Source organism: Kribbella sp. CCNWLW201 (assembly GCF_037203805.1).
Classification (GTDB): Bacteria; Actinomycetota; Actinomycetes; order Propionibacteriales; family Kribbellaceae; genus Kribbella.
In genome coordinates this window covers 127,078-147,804 of sequence record NZ_JBBCBQ010000002.1, presented here as the reverse complement: position 1 = coordinate 147,804, position 20,727 = coordinate 127,078, and the positions used below count along the sequence as shown (strand labels likewise).

Below are 20,727 nucleotides of genomic sequence, written 5' to 3'. Positions count from 1 at the left end.
AACACGGAATGAGAAGGGGTTACGAGAGGTGGCCCACATCGCGGCCACCCGCACCTCCGCACCCTCCGATCAGCGATTACCGTGTGGGTCCTCAGGATGGAGGCGGCAGCGGTGGCAGAGTCGGTCAGTGGGTGGCTACAGCGAGATTCGGAGCGTCTCTGGCATCCGTACTCCTCGCTGAGCGAGCCGTCGCCGGCCCGGCTGGTGCGTGGTGCCTCCGGCGTCCGGCTGCAGTTGGACGACGGGGAAAGCGGCTCGGTTGAGGCGATCGATGCGATGGCGTCCTGGTGGTGCATGATCCACGGCTATCGCCACCCGGTGCTGGACGCGGCCGTGAAGAGCCAGGTGGACGACGTCAGCCACGTGATGTTCGGCGGGCTGACGCACGAGCCCGCGATCCGGCTCGCCGAGCGGCTGGTCGAGATCACCCCGGCGCCGCTGGAGCACGTGTTCTTCTGTGACTCGGGCTCGGTCTCGGTCGAGGTCGCGATCAAACTCGCCCTGCAGTACCAAGTTGCCCGGGGCAACAGTGGCCGGACCCGGATGCTCACCGTCCGTGGCGGGTACCACGGTGACACGTTCGCGCCGATGAGTGTGTGCGACCCGGTGAACGGGATGCACTCGCTGTTCACCGGTGCGCTGAAGGAGCAGGTGTTCGGCCCGCAGCCGCCGGCCGGCTTCGATCGGCCGGACGACGATCCGGAGTTCCTCTCCTGGGCGGCGGCGATGGCTGAGATCGCCGAGCGGCAGGCTGGGGCGATCGCTGGGATCATCGTCGAGCCGATCCTGCAAGGCGCGGGCGGGATGTATCCGTACAGCCCGGCCTGCCTGCGGGTACTGCGCGAACTCGCCGACCGTCACGGCTTCCTGCTGATCCTCGACGAGATCGCGACCGGCTTCGGCCGGACCGGGACGATGTTCGCCTCCGAGCACGCGGGCATCGACCCCGACATCCTCTGCATCGGCAAGGCACTGACCGGCGGCTACCTGTCGATGGCCGCCACCTTGTGTACGACGGACGTCGCGCACACAGTCTCGAACGGTCCGGGTGGCGCACTCATGCACGGCCCGACCTTCATGGCGAACCCGCTGGCCTGCGCGGTCGCGCTCGCGTCGATCGACCTGCTGCTGTCCCAGGACTGGGCCGGCCGGATCGCGCAGCTCTCGGCGGGGCTGTCGGCCGGTCTGGCGCCGGCGGCGTCGATGCCCGGGGTCAAGGACGTCCGCGTGATCGGTGCGGTCGGCGTCGTACAACTGGGTGGTCCGGTCGAGATGAAGCGGATGACGGAGGCGGTACTGCGGCGGGGCGTGTGGGTCCGGCCGTTCCGCGATTTGGTCTACACGATGCCGCCGTACATCTGCACCGACGCCGAGATCGCGACCATCGGCGCCGCTATCACCGGTGCTGTCGAGGAGGTCGGCTGATGCTCGAGGACTGGCTCGCCCCGAAGGCCGCGGCGTTGGAGTCGCGTGGACTGACCCGACGGCTCCGGGCCCGCGCGGCCGATGAGCGGCTGATCGACCTGGCCGGCAACGACTATCTCGGTCTCTCCCGCGACCCGCGAGTCATCTCCGCCGCCGCCGAGGCCCTGCGGACCTGGGGAACCGGCTCGACCGCCTCCCGCCTCGTCGTCGGCACCACAGCTCTCCATGACGAACTCGAGTGCGCCTTGGCCGCCTACGTCGGTCAGGAGTCGGGCCTGGTGTTCTCGTCCGGCTACCTCGCCAACCTCGGCATCGTCACCGCCCTCGGCGGTCCTGGCACCCTCCTGGTGTCCGACGAGCATGTGCACGCCTCGCTGGTCGACGCCTGCCGCCTGTCCCGGTCACGGGTCGAGGTCGTCCCCCACAACGACGTCGACGCCGTCGAGAAAGTCCTTGCCGAGCGCAACGAACCGCACGCGCTGGTGCTGACCGAGTCCGTCTTCAGCGTCCTCAGTGACGAGGCGCCACTGGTCGACCTGTCAGCCGTCGCTCGTGCGCAGGACGCCGTACTCGTGGTCGATGAGGCCCACGGCCTGGGCGTCACCGGCGGCGGCCACGGCTCCGTCCACGCCGCCGGTCTTGCCGGGCTCGATCACGTGATCGTCACCATGACGTTGTCCAAGGCAATGGCTTCGCAGGGTGGCGTCGTACTGGGTCCGTCGGTGTTGCGTGAGCACCTGGTCAATCGGGCCCGCTCGTTCATCTACGACACCGGCCTGAACCCGGCCGCCTGCGCTGCGGCTCTCGCGGCCCTTCAGGTGTTGAAGGACGAGCCACGCCGGCCGGAAGCCATTCACTCGGCCGCGGCCCGGCTTGCGTCGGCGTGCGGCGTTCCGCCGTCCTCGGGGCCCGTTGTCTCGGTGCCCATGCCTGGCCCGCGCGAGACCGTGCGAGCCGCCGAGATCTGTCTCGCCGCCGGCGTCCGGGTCGGCAGCTTCCGTCCGCCCTCGGTCCCGGACGGGATCAGCCGGTTGCGGTTGACCGCGAATGCCGGGCTGACCTCGGCTGACCTCGTCCACGCCTGCGACGTCATCACCCACGCCATCCAGGAAGTCTCGTGACCAGGGTCCTCGTCGTTACCGGCACCGACACCGGTGTGGGCAAAACCATCGCCACCGCCGCCCTCGCCGTACGAGCGGCAGCCATCGGCTCGGTCGCGGTGGTGAAGCCGGCTCAGACCGGGGTGACGCCGGATGAGGCGGGGGATCTTGCCGAGGTTCGGCGGCTGACCGGTCTGACCGACCTGCACGAAGGCGTCCGCCTCCGCGACCCGCTCGCCGCGACCACAGCCGGCCGCCGGGAAGGTGTCGCGCTCCCGTCGATCGAGTCGCATGCCAAGTTCATCGACGACCTCGCCGCCACCCGGGACACCGTCCTGGTCGAGGGCGCCGGCGGCCTCCTGGTCGGCCTGGACGAGGACGGCCGAGGGCTTGCCGAGCTGGCCGCCGCGTTGAACACACCGTTCGCGTTCGTCGTGGTGACCCGATCCGGCCTCGGCACCCTCAACCACACCGGCCTGACGATCGAGGCCCTGCGCGCCCGGGGGCTACCCGTCGACGGCCTGGTCATCGGCTCGTGGCCGGCAGAGCCCGATCTGGCCGAGCGGTGCAACCTCGAGGACCTCCCCGCGACCACCGGAGTCCCGGTGATAGCCCGGATCCCGGCCGACGCGGGCCAGCTCGATCAGGCCGCCTTCACCGGCGCCGCGCCTGGCTGGTTTGCATGACCGGTTGCCCTGCCCGGTACGACGAGGAGCTCGGGTACTGGGTTGTCGACGATCCCGCGCTGGCTCGTGAGGTGTTGCTGGATCCGGAGACGTTTCGGCCGGACAACGCCGTACTGGCGCACACGCCGTTGTCGGTGAAGGCGTTGCGGGTGTTGTCGTCGGTCGGGTTCGCATTGCCGCCGACGCTGGCGAACAACGCGGGGGAGTCGCACCGGCCGATCCGGGCGGCGGTCGCACGGTTTTTCAGTCCGGCCCGGGTCGCTGCGGTCGAGCCGCTGACCCGGTCGTTGACGGAGTCGCGGGTGGCTGAGGCTTCGGCTGTCCTCGCTGCCGGTGGGCAGGTCGACATGGTGGAGGCGATCGCAGCGGAGCCGCCGGCGCTCGTCGTACTCGACATGCTCGGTCTGCACGAGGTCGACGTACCGGCGTTGAAGGCGTGGAGCCGGGAGTCGTTGGAGCTGTTCTGGGGCTGGCCGGACGAGGATCGGCAGCTGGAGCTCGCGTACAGCGCGGCCGAGTTCTACGACTGGCTCCGATCCCGTACGACGACCGCGCGCCGCGACCCGGGCGACGACCTCTTCAGCGTCCTGATCGCCCTCGGCCTCACCGACGAGGAAGTCTGCGCCGTCGGCTACTTCCTCCTGATCGCCGGCCAGGAAACCACCACCCAACTAATCTCCACCGCTTTCCACCGCACACTCCGCCCTCCGGGCGGTGGAGAAGAGGGCACGTCTTCGGTCGGTGGACTCCCCGCTTCCGCGGAGGGTGGGCGCGGGGCCTGCGCATCCGCGGCGATCGTGGAGGAGGTGTTGCGGGAGGCGTCCTCGGTTCCTACCTGGCGCCGGGTCACCGCCGGACCGGCCGTCGTTGGCCAGGTCGAGCTGCCTGCCGGCGCTCCCGTCCTGCTCGGCCTGACGGGCCACGGCGGCCCGGCGGACCTGGCGTTCGGCATCGGGATCCACCGCTGCCTGGGCGCCGCACTGGCCCGACTGGAAGCCCGGGTAGCCCTCGAATGTGCTGCCGACCTGCTGAGCGCCGTACGCCTGGTCGAAGAACCCCCGATGATCGACCTGCTGTCCTTCCGCGCACCGCAACGACTCCGAGTCGTAACGCGGAGTAACATCTCCGACAACTCCGACGGATAACGTCCGCCGGGTGAGCTTCCCACCCCGCCGCCGAGTGCGGCTGTGGTTCGGCCGGCACCTGATCGCGGACTACATCGGCGACCCCGCCTCCGCCGCCCGCCACGAGGCCGCCATGCGCCGCCGCTTCCCCGGCCTGGACATCACCAACCACCCCCTCCGCACAGCCGATAACCCCCAGGCAGACCTACACCACGCCTGAGCCGCCAGACCCTACGGTTGGGTGAACCATGCCGGACCGGAGTCAAGCAAGCGTTTAGACTCCGGTGCGAAGGCGGAGGCAGGTCTCTCCGTTACAAGATCGCCCTGAGGGCCCGTCGGTGCACGCCGGCGGGCCCTCAGCATCTCCTCGGGTCCGCTGCGGACTGCGGATTACAGCCCTCATGACCTGCACCGATAGGCTTTGCGGGTGACTGAGCATGAGTTGGTTCTGGTCGTCGACTTCGGGGCGCAGTATGCGCAGCTGATCGCGCGCCGGGTCCGCGAGGCCAAGGTGTACTCCGAGATCGTGCCGCACTCGATGCCGGTCGAGGAGATGCTGGCCCGGAACCCGAAGGCGATCATCCTGTCCGGCGGGCCGCAGTCGGTGTACGCCGAGGGCGCTCCGCGGGTCGAGTCCGGGCTGTTCGAGGCCGGGGTGCCCGCGTTCGGGATCTGCTACGGGTTCCAGGCGATGGCGCTGACGCTCGGCGGCGAGGTCCGTCGGACCGGGCTGCGCGAGTTCGGCCGGACGCCGGTGACGGTGAGCTCGGCGGGCACGCTGCTGGCTGGGATCCCCGAGGACCTCAACGTGTGGATGTCACACGGTGACGCGGTCCAGGCGCCGCCCGCCGGCTTCGCCGTACTGGCTGCTTCTGAGGGTGCGCCGGTCGCGGCGTTCGAGGACCTGGACCGGCGGCTGGCCGGTGTGCAGTGGCACCCGGAGGTGCTGCACTCGCAGGCCGGACAGGCCGTGCTCGAGCACTTCCTCTACGACATCGCCGGCTGCAAGGGCGACTGGACCACCACGAACGTCGTGGAGGAGCAGGTCGAGCTCATCCGCCAGCAGGTTGGCGACAAGCAGGTGCTGTGTGCGCTGTCCGGCGGTGTCGACTCCGCGGTCGCGGCAGCCCTGGTGCACAAGGCGATCGGCGACCAGCTGACTTGTGTGTATGTCGACCACGGCCTGCAGCGGGCCGGCGAGTCGGACCAGATCGAGAAGGACTTCGTGGCCGCGACCGGGATCCGGCTCGAGGTGGTCGACGCGGAGGAGCAGTTCCTCGGTGCGCTGGCCGGCGTCACGGATCCGGAGCAGAAGCGGAAGATCGTCGGCCGCGAGTTCATCCGGACCTTCGAGGCGACCGCCCGCAAGGTGGACTCCGAGCGGCACATCGAGTTCCTGGTCCAGGGCACGCTGTACCCGGACGTGGTCGAGTCCGGCGGGGGCGCCGGGGCCGCGAACATCAAGTCCCACCACAACGTCGGCGGTCTGCCCGACGACCTGCAGTTCAGCCTGATCGAGCCGCTGCGGACCCTGTTCAAGGACGAGGTCCGCGAGCTGGGGCTGGCCGTCGGCCTACCGGAGACCATGGTCTACCGGCACCCGTTCCCCGGCCCCGGCCTGAGCATCCGGATCATCGGTGAGGTCACCAAGGAGCGGCTGGACATCCTCCGCCAGGCCGACCTGATCGCCCGGACCGAGCTGACCGCGGCCGGCCTGGACCGCGACATCTGGCAGTTCCCGGTGGTCCTGCTCGCCGACGTCCGCTCGGTCGGCGTCCAGGGCGACGGCCGGACCTACGGTCACCCCGTCGTACTGCGTCCGGTCACCAGCGAGGACGCCATGACCGCCGACTGGGCCCGCCTCCCGTACGACGTCCTGGAGCGCATCTCCACCCGAATCACCAACGAGGTCGACGAAATCAACCGAGTCACCCTCGACATCACCAGCAAACCCCCAGGAACCATCGAGTGGGAGTAGTCACTCGCTGAGGCGGGCCTCCAAGGTTGTGGCTTCTTGGGTTCTGCCCTGGGTGCGGAGGCGGTCTACCAGGAGCCAGCCGGCGCGGTACCAGAGGTCGTGGCCGGTGGGGAGGGTGGGGAAGATCTCCTCGAGCAGGGTCGAGTCGGTGGTGCCGTGCTCGGCGACGAGGAGGCGGGCGTTGGTGTGCTGGTCGTCGTAGCCGCCTCGTGCGTAGTGATCCGCGGCCTGCTCTGCCTGCTGTACGGCGGTGTCCGTTTGGCCTTGCTGGAGGGCGATCAGGGCCAGGTCCCAGTGGGTGCCGGCGGTCTGGAAGAGGACGCGCGGGTCGGCCGAGGGGAGTGCGTCGAGGATCGGGCGGGTGCGCTCGACCAGCTCCACCGCTTGCCCGAAGTCGCCGGCGTACCGGGCTGACTGTGCTGCCAGCCGGATGGCCTGCACCTGTTCAACAGGCTGCTCGGCGGTCTCGAGGTACGACGCAGCCGCAAGGAACGCCTCGATCGCGTCCTCGTCGCGGTTGAGCTGTTCCAGCAGCAGACCCTCGTCCTGCCGGACCATGCCCAGCCAGGCGGGGTGTGCGTCGGCCGGCGCGGAGCCCAGTAGCTCGTGCACCTTCGTCAGCGCGGACTCCAGCTCCCCCAGAGCCTTGTACGCATCGATGAGTACGCCGCGCAGGTCGGCCAGCGGATCGGCGAAGTCAGCGCTACTCCCCAGCACCGGCAGCGCTTCCTCGCCAGTCTCGGCCGCCTCCAGCGGGCGTCCGCTGAGCAGGTACGCGCGCGACAACTCCAGTTGGCAGAGCGCGAGCGGGACCTGCAGACCGGGCGCACCGGCGATGTCGGCAACCGCCTCGGCCAGGTCCTCGGCTGCCTCAGCGGGACGCTCCAGCTCGAGGCGGATGCGCCCACGTTGCTTGTACGCAAAGGATCGAATGAGGTCGGTCGCGACACCCACTGCAACCGTCGAAGCCTCCTCCGCCTCCTCGAAACGTCCCATTCGAGCGAGCAGATCGCCCTGCATCAGCGCTGCACCGGCGCGGAGGTCGTCGTCGATGTCAGAGCGTTCGCGAAGCTCAGCAAGCTCCCGTACGGCGTCATCGGGCCGGTCGGCCTGCGTGTACATGGCCGCCAGCGAGTACTGCCAGTGGCCACGGCGCCGTGGTTCGTCGTTGGCGATGAGCCAGCGCACCGGCTCTTCAGCTGTAGCGAGTCCTTCGTCGATCTGACCGCTCTCACACAGCAACCGGCCGATGCGTCCGCGGTCGCGCAGTACCCGGACCTCCTCGCCCGCCTCGGCGTACAACGCGAGCGCCTCGCGCCAAGCCTCCAGTGCGACCTCTGGCTGGTCGTGCGCCACCAGACCGCGGCCGTCCAGCACACGGGCCCGGTCGACCGCCGTCCACTCGCTCTCCGGCACCTCCTGCTCGAAGGCCTGCCACGCTGCCGCCGCCTCTTCGGGCCGCGCACCCTGCCACGCTTCCTCGGCCCGGTCGAGCCAGCCACGCCCAGACGGCACAGGCTGCTCATCAGCTACCGGCTCCACCGGGAGTGGTGTCTGCTTCCGAACCTGCGCACGCCGCGCAGTCTCCGACAGCGGCAGGTACTCCACCCACGGCTCTGCGGTCAGCATCGCCTGGATCTCTTCGCTGCGGTGCTTTGTCCCGTTGCGGGCGTCGAACTGCGCAGCCAGCTCCAGCGCACGCCCAGCCAACAACTCACTCAGCTCCGCCGCCGGCACTGCCTCGGCCTTCGGCAGCCGAATCGTCAGACCGTCCACCCGACCAAGCGCATGCGCAGCCGCCGCGGCGAACGTCATCTCCGCGTACGGCGACGGCGGGTCGTCGAACTCGGTCAAGTGCCGCTCGATCAACTCCACGGCCTTCAGCTCGTTGCCCGTGCGGGCCAGGAACACCACGTGATCCGCGTGCTCGCTCAGCTCGCCAACCCGGCTACGTAGCAGCCGGTAGCCCTTCCGATGCGCGTCGACCGCCTCGGAATACATGCCCTCGGCAACGTACGCCGGCAGCAACGCGGTCAGCATCTGCTGTGGTTGCTCGTTGCAGGTCAGTTGCCCGTCCAGCACGCTCACGGCCAGCGCGACTGCGTCCGCCGTACGTCCGACTGTGGTCAGGTGGTGCACCTTCGACGTGGGGTCGCAGCCGACACAGTCGGACAGGTCGTCGCGCGGTGCGGTCGACCACAGCCGGAACTGTTCCGCGGCGGCCTCCGCGTCACCGATGTGGTGCGCGACTAGCCAGCGATGCTGATGGACGGCATGCATGCTGTGGCCGCTGAGCCGCCAACGCCGCTCCATGTCGTCCAGTACGGCGTACGCCCGGTCCAGCGGGACCTCAGGGAACTTGGTCAGCGTGCTGGGCGCGTACTTGAAGCACCAGTGGAACAGGTGCGAGTACTCCTGGTACTTGCCCGGCTCCGCGTCCCAGTCCGCCACACATCGTGCGAACGGCACCAGCGACTTCCGCGGCTCGCCACCCATCACGTACGCCGTGACGAGCGCCAGCCGACTGTAGAACGCCAGATCGTCCTCACCGGCCGCATCAGCCCGCCGTACGACGTCCTCCAGCAAAGCGGACCGTGCTTTCCCGTACGGCGCACTCTCGGCGCGCTGCAGCCGGTCGACCAGTTCCTGGTTCATCGGGTCGGGTCCTCCTGGGTGGGGACAGCCTGATCGAGCAGACCGAGGAAGGAGCGGTTCACCAGCGCGGAGTCGGCCGGGCTGATCGGGTGGTAGCCGAGCATCAACGCATGCCCGTACAAGCCTTCTACTGCGAGCTGTACGAGCTCACGGTCGCCTAGCGACGCCATCCGCCGTACAAGGGGACTGCGGTGGTTCAGAACCAGCTGTGGGCGACTGTCGTCGTGAGTGTCGAGTGCACCGAGCACCTCCGACCAGAGCGCGTCTGCACGGTCCTTGGTGGCTCTGAGCTCACTGCCGAACTGTGCGGAACGGTCGACGAGGTAGAGCGCGGGCAGACTGGCCGGCTCGAAGGCACGGACCACTACCTCGCAGCCGACCGAGTCCAGTGCGTCCTGTGCCAGCTGGACGAACGGGCGAAGCTGCAGCTCGGTGTCCGGGTCCAGACTGTCGAAGCTGGTGCTCAGCTCGGTCGGGTCGAACCTGGTCGTCACTAGGCCGGGGACCACGTCGGGCAGTCGCTCGAGCAGCTCGCTGTCGTAGGTGTAGCCGCCGTTCACCACGGTGATCTGCTGTGCGGCGGCGACTGCGGCGAGCTGACGGAACTCTTCGATCGTGGCGACGTACCGGATCTCACCGGCGCGCTCCTGCAGCTCAGCGGCCGTCATCCGGCCGTGGTTCGTCTCGAACCGGAGCCAGCGGTGCACCAGCCGCAGCATCTCGTCGTCGTGCAGCGCAAGGGCCTTCACACCGAGCTGGTGAATGCCGAGGAACTTGTCGAGTTTGGCCGGGTCCGTGCTGCCGAGCCGGACCAGCCAGCCGCGCAACTGCGCACCGAGCGCGTCCCGGGTGGCCTCGAGATTGCCGTCGTCGAAGAGTGCCTCACGGCTCGCGGTCGGCCGCAGTTCGGAGGTGTCGATGACTGCGCGGACGAAGAACGCCCAGTCGGGCAGCAGCCCTTCGACGTTCTCCGCGAGCAGCATCCGCTTCAGGTAGACGCGATGGGTCGCGCGCTCGGCCGGGTTGGCCGCGAACGGCAGGACGAACGCGACACCGGTGAGCCCGGCGGCCGGATTGTTCAGGTGGATCACGTCGAACGGCGTGAACCCGAGCTTGTCCTGGGCATAGCCGACCAGGTCCGCACGCTGGATGCCGCCGGTGCCTTCCCAGGGCGCCTTGCCGTCGGTGACCCGCTCGCCGTCGACGCGGATCTCGATCGGCAGCAGCGCACCGAACAGCCGGATCAGTTCGACGACCGTGGCCTGCTTGTACCACTGCTCCGCTCCACGCCGAGCCTTGAGCGTGACCGTCGTACCGACCTCGGAGCGGTCCGCCGTCTCCGCGATCGTGTAGCGGCCGTCCGCCGTACCGATCCAGCGGGTCGCGGGGCCGCCGGCCGGCTGGGTGACGACCTCGATCTCGTCGGCGACCATGAACGCGGACAACAGGCCGATGCCGAACTGGCCGAGGAAGTCGGTCCGGGCGAACCCGATCTCGTCCCGCTTCGAGCTCCGCCCGATCGTCGCCAGCAACTCCCGGACCTCGTCCGGCCGCAGCCCGATCCCGGTGTCCGCGATGCTCAGGACGTCGTCGGCCGTGCGTACGTCGATCCGCCGCGGCGCCTCCGGGTCCTGGCCCTGCCGCGCGGTGATCGCGTCGACGGCGTTCTGCAGCAACTCCCGCAGATACACGCGTGGGCTGCTGTACAGGTGGTTGCTGAGCAGGTCGACGATCCCTTGCAGATCGACCTGGAAGTTCTCGCTCACCCCGGCAACCTACGGCATCACGGTGTCGGCGACTGTTCGCTTCCTGATGGTGACGCATGGTGGCGAGCAGCCTGCGCTTGGATCCCGTCGAGGAGGCGGTCGAGGCCGTAGCGGTAGGAGTCGGTGGCGGCCTCGTGGACGGTGTCCTGGTAGCCATTGGCGTTCCAGATCGCCGTCATCGCAGGATGTCTTTCGACGTCGAAGTATGTCTCCCAGAGGTCGTTGCGTTCGTGCCACCAGGCCTCATGGCTCTGCCCGGTCGTGCGCTCGACCAGTTGGCTCTCCGCCTCCAGTCCGGCGGCAGAGTCGACGTACGTCGTGATCGCGAGGGCGGCCGTGTTCGTGTCGCGAGGGCTCAGGTCGAGGGGGAGGAGGGTGGAGAGCAGGTACTCGCGGCCGGCCAGCATGCCGGGGCCGACCGGCGGGCGCACGGTGGAGACGCGGGCGAGCCAGGGGTGGCGCTGGAACATCGCACGGGTCTGTTCGGAGTACAGCTCGACCTGCTCGCGCCAGTCAGCCGGTCTGGGTTCGCCGGGGCCGGGTAGCTGCCGCTCGGCCAGGATCTCGTCGACCATGAGGTCGAGTAGCTCCTCTTTGGAGGGGACATAGGTGTAGAGCGTCATGGTGCCTACGCCCAGCGCCTTGGCCACTCCACCCATGGAGGCTGCGTCGAGTCCACGCTCGTCAGCCAGTTGGATGCCGGCTCGCACCAGTCCGTCGACGTCCAAGGACGGTCGTCTGCCCGCAGTGCGTCGTACCTGCTCAGCCGCTGGCTTCCTGTTGCGCCAGAGCAGCGCGAGGGTGCGCTCGGGCTGACCTTCACCGCTGTGCCGCACTGTCACAGTGCACAGCGTCCCATGCATCAGCGGAAGGCGTCGGCGTTGGCAGTCGCCCACTCGCGGTACGTCGTTGCCGGACGGCCGGTGAGCGCTTCAACTGTCGGCTCTGGGGTCATCGGGTGCTCGGCCATCATCCGGAAGCCGTCGAGCAGCCACTGCGCGGTCTCAGTACCGACGATCGGCGTCCAGATCGCCATGTACTGCTCGGGTGACAGCTCCTCGAACTTGAGCTCGCGACCGATCGCCTGAGCGATCATCTCGACCTGCTGTGGAGCGGTCAGCCCCTCTGGGCCGCTCATCGTGAGCTTCTGCCCGGTGTATTGCTCTCTGAGGATCACCACTCGGGCCACTGCGGCGATGTCGGCCAGGTCGATCGGTGTCTGGACGGCTGCGGGGTACGGCGCGCGTACGACGTTCTCCGCCTTGATCGACGTGGCCCAGTCCAGCGTGTTGTTCATGAACTGACCCGGCCGCAGATGCGTCCACTCGAACCCGGCCGCCTCGATCGCGCGCTCGATCTTGTAGTAGTGCCACTCCGCCGGATCCCCTTGCGCTTCGTACTCCGCGGGTTCACCGGACAGTACGACGACCCGCCGCACGCCGGCCTCTTGCGCACACCGCACGAAGTCGTCGACGTACGCCGGAAGTGGCGCGAGGTAGACCGTGTCGACTCCGTGGAGTGCCGCGGGGAGCGTCTCGGGTTTGCCGAGGTAGCCCTTCGCGACCTCGACGTGGTCGGGGAGCGCGGCCTTCTTCGGGTTGTTCGTGAGTGCCCGGACCGGTGCGTTCGCCGCTACGAGTTCGTCGACGAGCAGTCGTCCCACGCTCGCGGTCGCGCCCGTCACGAGGATCGTCATGGGGTCCCCTCCCTGTTCTGATTGATTCTCGTATGGTATACGGGAATTGAGCTGTGTGCACCTGGCCGACTTGAAGATCGGGGGAACATATGTTCGACTGTGGTGCATGAGATGGGCTGGTCAGCAGGTCGACGCGGAGACCCCGGGGACGTTGCCGGGGCTCGGGTCGATCGCGGGCCTGATCCGGTCGGTGACCACGCCGGAGTTTCGCGGCATCACCTTCCACGAGGTGCTGGCGCGCTCCGCGTTGAACTCAGTGCCGGGGACGTCGCTGCCGTTCAACTGGACGATCAATCCGTATCGCGGCTGCACGCACGCCTGCCGCTACTGCTTCGCCCGGCCGTCACACCGCTACCTCGAATTGGATCAGGGAGCGGACTTCGATCAGCAGATCGTGGTGAAGACGAACGTGGTCGAGGTGCTGCGCCGCGAGCTGGCCCGGCCGTCCTGGTCCGGCGAACAGGTTGCCTTGGGCACCAATACCGATCCTTACCAGCGGGCCGAGGGACGGTACCGGCTGATGCCGGGGATCATCGAGGCGCTGGCGGGTTCGGGTACGCCGCTGTCCGTGCTGACCAAGGGGACGCTGCTCCGGCGCGATCTGGAGCTGCTGTCATCGGCTGCCTCTGAGGTCTCGGTCGGGATCGCTGTCTCACTCGCGCTGGCGGACGAGGAGCTCCGCAAGCTGGTCGAGCCTGGTGTGCCGTCGGTCCGCGGGCGCCTTGACCTGATCCGCTCCATCCGCGAAGCCGGCCTGCCCTGCGGCGTCATGGTCGCGCCGGTCCTCCCATGGCTCACCGACTCGGCCGAGCAACTCGACTTCCTCTTCGGAGAGCTGGCCAAAGCCGGCGCCACCGGTGTCACGACCCTCGTGCTCCACCTACGCCCAGGGGTCAAGGAATGGTTCATGACCTGGCTGGCCCACGAGCGCCCAGACCTCGTCACCCGCTACGAATCCCTCTACTCCCGAGGCATCAACGCCGCCCCCAGCTACCACAACGCCTTCGAGGAGAAAGTCCGCCCACTCCTGGACAAACACGGCTTCGGCCGAGGCTCCCGCCACCGCTCAGACCCCATCAGCGGCTCGGAGTCCCCCACGCCCGTCGCCCGCATCCTCACACCTCGCCGCCGCACCGCCCCAGTCCCACACGCCACCCCCGACATCAACCAACAAACCCTCTTCTGACTTGCTGTGGTCGACCCCACGCGCCCCGCTACGCGTGCTCCTTACGTCGCGTGCTCGCCGACCGCTCCCATTTGCGCGGCTGCCACCGCTTCAGTCGACCGCTGCGTGGTCGCGGCGACCGTGGAGCCTCGAAGCCGGGCTCTGGGGAAACAGTTCGTCGTCAGGCCCAAACGTCTTCCCCCGCGACAACTGCGAACGTCGTCGCCGACCGCGGGCTGTCCGCGATGGTCGCGTCGACCCTCAGTCCACGGCATCTCACTCACGCTGGGTGCAGCAAGCCGCGGAGTGTGCGACGTAGGAGTGTGCGTAGCGGCGGAGTGGAGTGGTCACGGTTGGTGGGATCAGGTTGCGGTTGGATGAGCGGCGGTAGCCGCGCGCAGGAGGGTGGGCGGGAGCGGCGGCGAGCTTGTGACGAAGGAGCGCGCGTAGCGGCGCGTGGGTGGTTTACGGGAGGGTGAGGATTTCTGGGCCCTGGTCGGTGATGGCGACTGTGTGTTCGGCGTGGGCGCCTCGGGTGCCGTCGGCGGAGCGGAGGGTCCAGCCGTCGTCGTCGATGACGTAGGTGGTGCCGGGGCCGCTCCAGAACCAGGGTTCGATGGCGAACACGTGACCCGCGCGGAGCTTGAGGCCGCGGCCGGGGCGGCCGCCGTTGGGGATGTGCGGGTCCTCGTGCATGCGCCGGCCGATGCCGTGGCCGCCGAAGTCGAGGTTGGTGCCGACGCCGGCGTCCTTGCCGATCCGGCCGATCGCGGCGCCGATGTCGCCGAGCCGGTTGCCCGCGACTGCCTGGGCGATGCCGGCGGCCAGCGCCTGCTCGGTGGTGGCGATCAACCCGAGATCCTCGGCTCGCGGCGTACCGACGCAGAAGCTGATCGCGGAGTCCGCGCACCAGCCGTCGATCGAGGCGCCGCAGTCGACGTTCAGCAGGTCGCCGTCCTGCAGTTTCAGGTCTCCGGGCAGGCCGTGCAGTACGGCGTCGTTCACCGACGTACAGATGACGCCGCTGAACGGGCTGGTCGCGAATCCCGGCTGGTATCCCTCGAACAGCGACACCGCACCGGCCGACCGCAGTACCTCGCGGGCCACGCCGTCGAGCTCGCGCAGGGTCATCCCGACCGCGGCCTCCTTCTTCACCGCGGCCAGCGCGCCGCCGACGGCCCGGCCGGCCGCCCGCATCTGCTCGATCTCCGCCGGAGTCTTCAACTCGACCATGCCCACTCCTCGACGTCGACACGTTCCCGGATAACTATACCGGTACTATAATCACGGTCATGGTGCGACCACCTCTGTCCAGTTGGGACCGCGAGCGGGGCCGGCAACTCGGCCGGCTGCTCCGGGAGGCTCGTGGTGAGCGCAGCATGGTCGACGTGGCGGCGGCCTGCGGGGTCTCCGTCGACACCCTCCGCAAGATCGAGACCGGCCGCATCCCGACCCCGGCCCTGTTCACCGTCGCCGCCGTCGCCGCGACCCTCGACATCTCCCTCGACACCTTGGTCGAAGCCTGCCAGGACAACCCGACCACTCAGGACGACTCCAACCTGATCGCTTAGCGGTAACGGACACGATCGGGTTACCGCCCCAACCAACTCGGGTACTGGGGCGTCTCCTGAGCAAGTGGGTTGGACGACGCTCGGGGGCTTGGGATGGTGGTACGACGGCGGACTGTGCTGGGTGCGCTCCTCGCGGGAGCCGGGGTGACGGCGACGGCGGGTTGCGCGGATCTGGCCGACGGGCCTGGTTCCGGGGTGGGCACCGGTCCGGGCGACACCACGACCGGCCCGACCCGGAAGCCCACGCCTGGCAAGGTCGACCGGATCAGCCTGGTCGCAACAGGCGACGTACTTCTGCATGAACGCCTCTGGACCACCGCGAAGCGCGACGGGCGTAACGGCGACTGGGATTTCGCGCCGGTGATGAGCAGCGTGAAGCCGCTCGTCCAAGGGGCAGACCTCGCGGTGTGTCACCTTGAGACCCCGCTGGCTCCGATTGGTGGCCCGTACCGTGGCTACCCGATGTTCCAGGGCCCGCCGCAGATCGCAGCCGCGCTCAAGCAGACCGGGTACGACGTGTGCACCACGGCGAGCAATCACAGCTTCGACGGTGGTGCGGCCGGCGTCGACCGGACTCTCAAGACGCTCGAGCGAGCCGGACTCCGTCACGCGGGTACGGCCCGCACGCCGGCCGAGGCCGAAACGCCAACGATCGTTGACGTTCGCGGTGTGAAGATCGCGCTGCTCAGCTACACCTACGGTTTCAACGGCCTGCCGTATCCCGACGGAGACACCTGGCGCGCGGGCAAGATCGACGTACCCGCGATCAAGGCGATGGCGAAGAAGGCGCGCGACCTTGGCGCCGAGATCGTGGTGGTCAGTTGTCACTGGGGGACCGAGTACTCGAGCAAGCTCAACGACCAGCAGCGCGAGGTGGCTCCGCAACTGCTTGCCGACAGCAACATCGACCTGCTGCTCGGGCACCACGCCCACGTGGTCCAGCCGATGGAGCAGCACAACGGCAAGTGGGTCGCGTACGGTCTCGGCAATCTGATCGCCGCGCATCGCGAACCCAGCAGCCCCAAGGCCGAAGGCCTCCTGGTCCGCTTCACCTTCAAGCGATCCGGCGACCGGTGGACCACATCGGAGGCCGAGTACGCACCCCTGCTGATGACGGACGCGCTGCCCGTCCGCGTTCTCGACGTACGGCGTGAACTCGCCAAGACCGGCCTGGCAGCGGCTCGCCGTACCCGGCTGGAACGGGCAGAACGCCGTACGACGGCCACCGTTCGATCACTCGGTGCTGCCCCGAAGGTCCTGTGAGACCGAAAACCCTTTGAGGCCAGCGGGTACGGCGGTCTAGGGTCGGCCGCATGAGTACGTACTTTGTGATGGTCCGTCGTGCCCGCCTCCGGGCAGGCGAGGGGTGCCTGGGGATGGCATCCGCTCGATAGTCGTTGGGCCCAACGTGTCGTGGACGCAGCCGGGGTCAGACCCGGTGAGCTCGTCCTCGATGTCGGAGCCGGACTCGGTGCGCTGACCGCGCCACTGGTCCGGGCCGGAGCCCAGGTGGTCGCCGTCGAGCTCCACCCTGGTCGTGCCGACCGATTGCGTCGGCGGTTCGCGGATGCGCCGGTGACGGTGGTCCGTGCCGATGCCGCCGATCTGCGGTTGCCGTCACGACCGTTCCGGGTGGTGTCGAGTCCGCCGTACAACGTCTCCACCGCTTTGCTGAAGCGCTTGCTGGCACCGGGTTCTCGCCTGGTGTCAGCGGATCTCGTGCTGCAGCGGGCGGTGGCGAACCGGTGGTCTCGCGGTGACGCACCAGGGGCGAACCGGTGGTTCCACCACTACGACCTGTCGATCGGTCTTCGCCTTCCCCGTAAGGCTTTCACCCCACCGCCCCATGTCGATTCAGCAGTACTCGTACTGCGCAAACGGTAGAAAGAGCAGAACCCCCGGCCAGGTGGTCGGGGGTTCTGACTGTCTCAGCCGTGCCAGGACGTCCAGAGCGCGGCGTACGAGCCTTGACGGGCGACCAGCTCGTCGTGGCTGCCCAGCTCGGTGATGCGGCCGTCCTCCACCACCGCGACCCGATCGGCGTCGTGAGCGGTGTAGAGGCGGTGGGCGATCGCGATCACCGTCCGGCCCTCCAGTACGGCGGCCAGCGAGCGCTCCATGTGACGCGCTGCTCGCGGGTCGATCAGCGACGTCGCCTCGTCCAGCACCAGCGTGTGCGGGTCAGCCAGCACCAGTCGCGCCAGCGCCAACTGCTGCGCCTGCCCCGGCGACAACGCCAACTGCCCCGACCCGACACGCGTCTCCAGACCGTCCGGCAACGCCTCGGTCCACTCGCGTGCATCAACCGCGGCGAGCGCCTCGAGCAGTTCCTCGTCGGACGCTGAAGGTCGAGCCATCGACAGGTTGTCCCGCAAGGTGCCGACGAACACGTGATGCTCCTGCGTCACCAGCGCGACCTGCTCGCGCAGCTCGTCCAGCGGCAACTCGGTCATCCCGACCCCGCCGACCGTCACCGAACCAGTCCGTGGTGGATGGATCCCCGCGACCAGCCGGCCGAGTGTCGACTTGCCCGCGCCGGACGGGCCGACCATCGCGACCCGCTCACCCGGCTGGATGGTCAGATCGACGCCGTGCAGTACGTCGCGACCGTCGACGTACGAGAACCGCACGTCCTTGGCCTCGACGAGCTCACCCGAAGGCGCACGCCCGGATGGTGTCCGATCGTCCTGTACGTCGCTGATGCCCAGCAACCGTGCGAACGCGGCACCACCGGACTGCAGCTCGTCCAGCCAGGAGAGCAACCGGTCGACCGGGTCGATCAGCTGGTTGACGTACAGCACGGCAGCCGTGACCGCACCGAGTGACACATGCCCGTTGATGTGCAGCCAGCCGCCGAACAGCAGCGTCCCCACCACCGGCACGAGGTAACTGACCTCCGCGACGGGGAAGTACATGGTCCGGAGGAACAGCGTGTACCGCTCGGCCAGGTAGGAGCCGCGGATGTCGGCGTCGCCCCGGCGGACGCGGTCGTCGTACCGGCGCAGCGCCTCGACCGTCCGGGCACCCTCGACCGTCTCGGCGAGCGAGCTCGTCATCTGCGCGTACGCCGCGTTCTCGCGGAGGTACCCGTCCTTCGCGCGACGCAGGTACCACTTCGTGCTGATCCAGAGCAGCGGGGTCATCGCTAGCAGCGGCACCAGCACCCAGACACCGACGAGCATCGTCGCGGCAACCGTGAACAGCACGGTGACGAACGCGATGATCGTCTCCGGTACGGCGAACCGCACCGTCCGCGACAGGGTGTCGACATCCCGCGAGGTCCGCGACAACAGGTCGCCGGTGCCGGCCCGCTCGACGGTACCGATCGGCAGCGCGAGAGCGTTGTCGACGAAGTCCTCCCGCAGCTCGGCCAGCACCTGCTCGCCGAGTGCGAACGACTTGAATCGGGCCCACCGGGTCAGCAGCGACTGCACCACGATGAACACCGCGATCACCAGGATCACCTGGTTGACCTTGGCCACGGTCGTGCCCCGCTGGACGTCCTCGACCAGACCGCCGATCAGCCGCGGCGCGGCCAGACCGGTGATCGCGGCCAGCCCGTGCAGCAGCAGCGCGACGAGCAACGTGCGCGGATGCCGCCGGGCCAGCCGGCGCGCGTGCCGACGGATCTCGGCAGGGCCCGCAACAGGCAGGATCTGCCTCATGTGAGCACCTCCTCCTCTTCCGTCGCACGGGTCACGGTCTTGCGGTAGTAAGGGTCGTTCTCGAGCAGTGTGCGGTGCTTGCCGGTGGCAACCACCCGGCCGGCGGCGACGAAGATCACCTCGTCGACCCGGTCCAGCAGCAGCGGGCTCGCACTCAGTACGACGGTGGTGCGCCCGGCCCGGTGGTCGCGCAACCGGTCCGCGATCCGCGCCTCGGTGTGGGCGTCGACCGCGGAGGTCGGCTCGACCAGCACGAGCACGGACGGGTCCGCCAGCAATGCACGGACCAGCACCAGCCGCTGTCGCTGCCCGCCGGAGAACGACCGGCCCTTCTCCTCCACCTCGGAGTCGAGCCCGTCCGACAGTGCGACGAGCACGTCCTCCGCGGACGCCGTACGCATCGCTGCCATCAGTTCTTCATCGGTACGGCGGTTGTCCGGGTCGAGCTCCTGGCGCAGGGTGCCGGTGAACAGCTGGGAACCCGTGTCGCTCACCAGGATCCGCGCACGCACGTCCTCCCGGGTCGCGCTGGCCAGCGTCACTCCGCCGTACCGGACCTCGCTGCTGTCGTCGTACCGACCCAGGCGGTCCGCCAGCTCGCTGTAGGTGTCCGGCTCGGCCGAGACGATCGCAGTGAGCTGTCCGTCGCGGGCGCGGATGCCGGAGACCGGGTCGACCAGGTCGCCGCCGTCCGGCAGCCGCACTGGCGTCACCGGGTCAGTGATGTCGGGCTTCAGCGCCAGCACGTGGATCACCCGGCGTGCGGCGACCAGACCGCGCATCAACTGGTTGGCGAACTCGGTGGCCGTCCGCAGTGGCAGCACCAGGAAAGTCGCGTAGCCGTAGAAGGCGACGAGCGAACCCGCGCTCAGGTCACCGCGTAGCGCGAAGTGCGCACCGAGACCGACGACCAGCACCACGAAGACGCCAGGCAGCAGCACCTGGGCGGCGTCCAGCACGGACTGGATCCGCGCGACCCGGACACCGGCCTGCCGGACCTGCTGTGACTCACCGCGGTACCGGCGGGAGAACGACTCCTCGCCACCGATGCCGCGCAGCACCCGCAGACCGGCCACGATGTCGGAGCCGAGCGAGTTCAGCTCGCCAACCGCCTCTCGCTGAGCCGACTGTCGCTTGTGCAGCGGCCGCAGCATCGGACCGAGACAGAACAGCATCACCGGTACGCCGATCAGCACGACCAGACCGAGCGGAGTCGAGGTGGAGAGCAGGATCGACGCGACCACAACGAACGCCACGATCGAGCCGGTGAACCGGGCCGAGATCTCCATCAGATTGCCGATGTAGGCCAGGTCGCCGGCGCCGATGCTGACCACCTCACCGGTGGCCAGGTTCTTCGGCAGGGTCGCGCCGAGGTCGGCCGACTTCCGGGTCACCACCTGGACGGTGCGGTAGGCGGCGGTCAGCCAGTTCGTCACCGCTAACCGGTGCCGCATGATGCCGGCCAACGCCTGCACCACCCCGACCGCGAACAGCGCCGCGGTCCACTGCAGCAGCCGGTCGCCGTCGCGTGCGGCGATGCCCTCGTCGATCGCCTTGCCGAGGATCGCCGGGATGAACGCCTGGGAGCCCATCCACAGGATGCCGAACGCCATCCCGCCGGCGAGCGTGCGCGACTGACCGCGCGCGACCCAGAGCAGATAGCGGGTCGGCGAGCGGTGATCGGGGACGCCGGGATCGGCGAGTGGAAGCTGTTTCATGGCCTTCTCAGGCTAGGTGCCGCCACCGACAGCCGCATGCGAATTAATCGCGTCTGGCCGGCCGCTGCCGATGGGTCGACTGTGACGGTGGGTGGCGCCGCGGTGTCTCCCCGCGCATCAAAAGAGCTTCATCTTGCGTTGGGCAACGAGTTCCCGCCGCGCCATGTCGGCCGCCTGT

17 protein-coding genes are annotated in these 20,727 nt (G+C 68.9%); 10 read left to right on the top strand and 7 right to left on the bottom strand.

Features of this window, described 5'->3' with window-relative positions:
- Positions 1–96: 96 nt before the first annotated feature.
- The 6 genes from V9K99_RS10360 (at position 97) to guaA (ending at position 6,313) form a co-directional block, all read left to right on the top strand.
- A complete protein-coding gene (locus tag V9K99_RS10360; RefSeq protein ID WP_442914725.1) occupies positions 97–1,425 on the top strand; it encodes an adenosylmethionine--8-amino-7-oxononanoate transaminase in 1,329 nt (442 codons plus the stop codon).
- A complete protein-coding gene (locus V9K99_RS10355) occupies positions 1,425–2,546 on the top strand; it encodes an 8-amino-7-oxononanoate synthase (protein WP_337003534.1) in 1,122 nt (373 codons plus the stop codon). The genes V9K99_RS10360 and V9K99_RS10355 overlap by 1 nt, the downstream gene beginning before the upstream one ends.
- Complete coding sequence (gene bioD / locus V9K99_RS10350) at positions 2,543–3,211, top strand: dethiobiotin synthase (protein WP_337003532.1); 669 nt, start codon at positions 2,543–2,545, stop codon at positions 3,209–3,211. The genes V9K99_RS10355 and bioD overlap by 4 nt, the downstream gene beginning before the upstream one ends.
- On the top strand, positions 3,208–4,356 hold the full coding sequence (locus tag V9K99_RS10345; protein ID WP_337003530.1) for a hypothetical protein: 1,149 nt from the start codon (positions 3,208–3,210) through the stop codon (positions 4,354–4,356). Before bioD ends, V9K99_RS10345 begins: the two co-directional genes overlap by 4 nt.
- A 10-nt stretch (positions 4,357–4,366) precedes the next feature.
- Positions 4,367–4,555, top strand: a complete 189-nt coding sequence (locus V9K99_RS10340) for a hypothetical protein (protein WP_337003528.1) — start codon at positions 4,367–4,369, stop codon at positions 4,553–4,555.
- Between the two features lie 207 nt (positions 4,556–4,762).
- Positions 4,763–6,313, top strand: a complete 1,551-nt coding sequence (gene guaA, locus V9K99_RS10335; protein WP_337003526.1) for a glutamine-hydrolyzing GMP synthase — start codon at positions 4,763–4,765, stop codon at positions 6,311–6,313.
- On the opposite strand, the gene V9K99_RS10330 is transcribed toward guaA, so the two are convergent.
- The 4 genes from V9K99_RS10330 to V9K99_RS10315 are packed head-to-tail and all read right to left on the bottom strand — an operon-like array spanning position 6,314 to position 12,430.
- Positions 6,314–8,968, bottom strand: coding sequence for a tetratricopeptide repeat protein (locus tag V9K99_RS10330; RefSeq protein ID WP_337003524.1), 2,655 nt, complete (start codon positions 8,966–8,968; stop codon positions 6,314–6,316).
- The gene (locus V9K99_RS10325) at positions 8,965–10,734 is read right to left on the bottom strand and encodes an HSP90 family protein (protein ID WP_337003522.1); all 1,770 of its coding nucleotides are present in this window, start codon (positions 10,732–10,734) and stop codon (positions 8,965–8,967) included. The genes V9K99_RS10330 and V9K99_RS10325 overlap by 4 nt, the downstream gene beginning before the upstream one ends.
- A 17-nt stretch (positions 10,735–10,751) precedes the next feature.
- Positions 10,752–11,576, bottom strand: coding sequence for a TetR/AcrR family transcriptional regulator (locus V9K99_RS10320; protein ID WP_337003520.1), 825 nt, complete (start codon positions 11,574–11,576; stop codon positions 10,752–10,754).
- 20 nt (positions 11,577–11,596) lie between these two features.
- The gene (locus tag V9K99_RS10315; protein ID WP_337003518.1) at positions 11,597–12,430 is read right to left on the bottom strand and encodes an NmrA family NAD(P)-binding protein; all 834 of its coding nucleotides are present in this window, start codon (positions 12,428–12,430) and stop codon (positions 11,597–11,599) included.
- Between the two features lie 106 nt (positions 12,431–12,536).
- On the opposite strand from V9K99_RS10315, the gene V9K99_RS10310 reads away from it, so the two are divergent.
- Entirely contained in the window at positions 12,537–13,616 is a 1,080-nt protein-coding gene (locus V9K99_RS10310; protein WP_337003516.1) for an Rv2578c family radical SAM protein, read from the top strand.
- Positions 13,617–14,060: 444 nt separating this feature from the next.
- On the opposite strand, the gene map is transcribed toward V9K99_RS10310, so the two are convergent.
- Positions 14,061–14,828 (bottom strand): type I methionyl aminopeptidase, encoded by a 768-nt coding sequence (map, locus tag V9K99_RS10305; RefSeq protein ID WP_337003513.1) that lies wholly within the window; start codon positions 14,826–14,828, stop codon positions 14,061–14,063.
- A 59-nt stretch (positions 14,829–14,887) separates the two neighbouring features.
- Here map and V9K99_RS10300 point away from each other — a divergent pair, with 59 nt between their 5' ends.
- From V9K99_RS10300 to V9K99_RS10290, 3 genes are all read left to right on the top strand, one after another.
- Positions 14,888–15,166, top strand: a complete 279-nt coding sequence (locus tag V9K99_RS10300) for a helix-turn-helix domain-containing protein (protein ID WP_337003511.1) — start codon at positions 14,888–14,890, stop codon at positions 15,164–15,166.
- Positions 15,167–15,235: 69 nt separating this feature from the next.
- Positions 15,236–16,429, top strand: coding sequence for a CapA family protein (locus V9K99_RS10295; protein WP_337003509.1), 1,194 nt, complete (start codon positions 15,236–15,238; stop codon positions 16,427–16,429).
- 78 nt (positions 16,430–16,507) lie between these two features.
- Positions 16,508–17,050: an rRNA adenine N-6-methyltransferase family protein gene (locus V9K99_RS10290; RefSeq protein ID WP_337003507.1), complete on the top strand. Its 543-nt coding sequence runs from the start codon at positions 16,508–16,510 to the stop codon at positions 17,048–17,050.
- A gap of 44 nt (positions 17,051–17,094) precedes the next feature.
- Here V9K99_RS10290 and V9K99_RS10285 read toward each other — a convergent pair whose 3' ends face one another.
- Both V9K99_RS10285 and V9K99_RS10280 read right to left on the bottom strand, forming a co-directional pair.
- Positions 17,095–18,831: an ABC transporter ATP-binding protein gene (locus V9K99_RS10285; protein ID WP_337003505.1), complete on the bottom strand. Its 1,737-nt coding sequence runs from the start codon at positions 18,829–18,831 to the stop codon at positions 17,095–17,097.
- On the bottom strand, positions 18,828–20,549 hold the full coding sequence (locus tag V9K99_RS10280; RefSeq protein WP_337003503.1) for an ABC transporter ATP-binding protein: 1,722 nt from the start codon (positions 20,547–20,549) through the stop codon (positions 18,828–18,830). Before V9K99_RS10280 ends, V9K99_RS10285 begins: the two co-directional genes overlap by 4 nt.
- Between the last annotated feature and the right edge of the window lie 178 nt (positions 20,550–20,727).

Excerpts from the sequence above, each read along its gene's own strand:
- V9K99_RS10360 (WP_442914725.1), top strand. The coding sequence starts at position 97 with ATGGAGGCGGCAGCGGTGGCAGAGTCGGTCAGTGGGTGGCTACAGCGA.
- V9K99_RS10355 (WP_337003534.1), top strand. The coding sequence starts at position 1,425 with ATGCTCGAGGACTGGCTCGCCCCGAAGGCCGCGGCGTTGGAGTCGCGT.
- V9K99_RS10345 (WP_337003530.1), top strand. The coding sequence starts at position 3,208 with ATGACCGGTTGCCCTGCCCGGTACGACGAGGAGCTCGGGTACTGGGTT.
- V9K99_RS10330 (WP_337003524.1), bottom strand. The coding sequence starts at position 8,968 with ATGAACCAGGAACTGGTCGACCGGCTGCAGCGCGCCGAGAGTGCGCCG.
- V9K99_RS10315 (WP_337003518.1), bottom strand. The coding sequence starts at position 12,430 with ATGACGATCCTCGTGACGGGCGCGACCGCGAGCGTGGGACGACTGCTC.
- V9K99_RS10310 (WP_337003516.1), top strand. The coding sequence starts at position 12,537 with ATGAGATGGGCTGGTCAGCAGGTCGACGCGGAGACCCCGGGGACGTTG.
- map (WP_337003513.1), bottom strand. The coding sequence starts at position 14,828 with ATGGTCGAGTTGAAGACTCCGGCGGAGATCGAGCAGATGCGGGCGGCC.
- V9K99_RS10300 (WP_337003511.1), top strand. The coding sequence starts at position 14,888 with ATGGTGCGACCACCTCTGTCCAGTTGGGACCGCGAGCGGGGCCGGCAA.
- V9K99_RS10285 (WP_337003505.1), bottom strand. The coding sequence starts at position 18,831 with ATGAGGCAGATCCTGCCTGTTGCGGGCCCTGCCGAGATCCGTCGGCAC.
- V9K99_RS10280 (WP_337003503.1), bottom strand. The coding sequence starts at position 20,549 with ATGAAACAGCTTCCACTCGCCGATCCCGGCGTCCCCGATCACCGCTCG.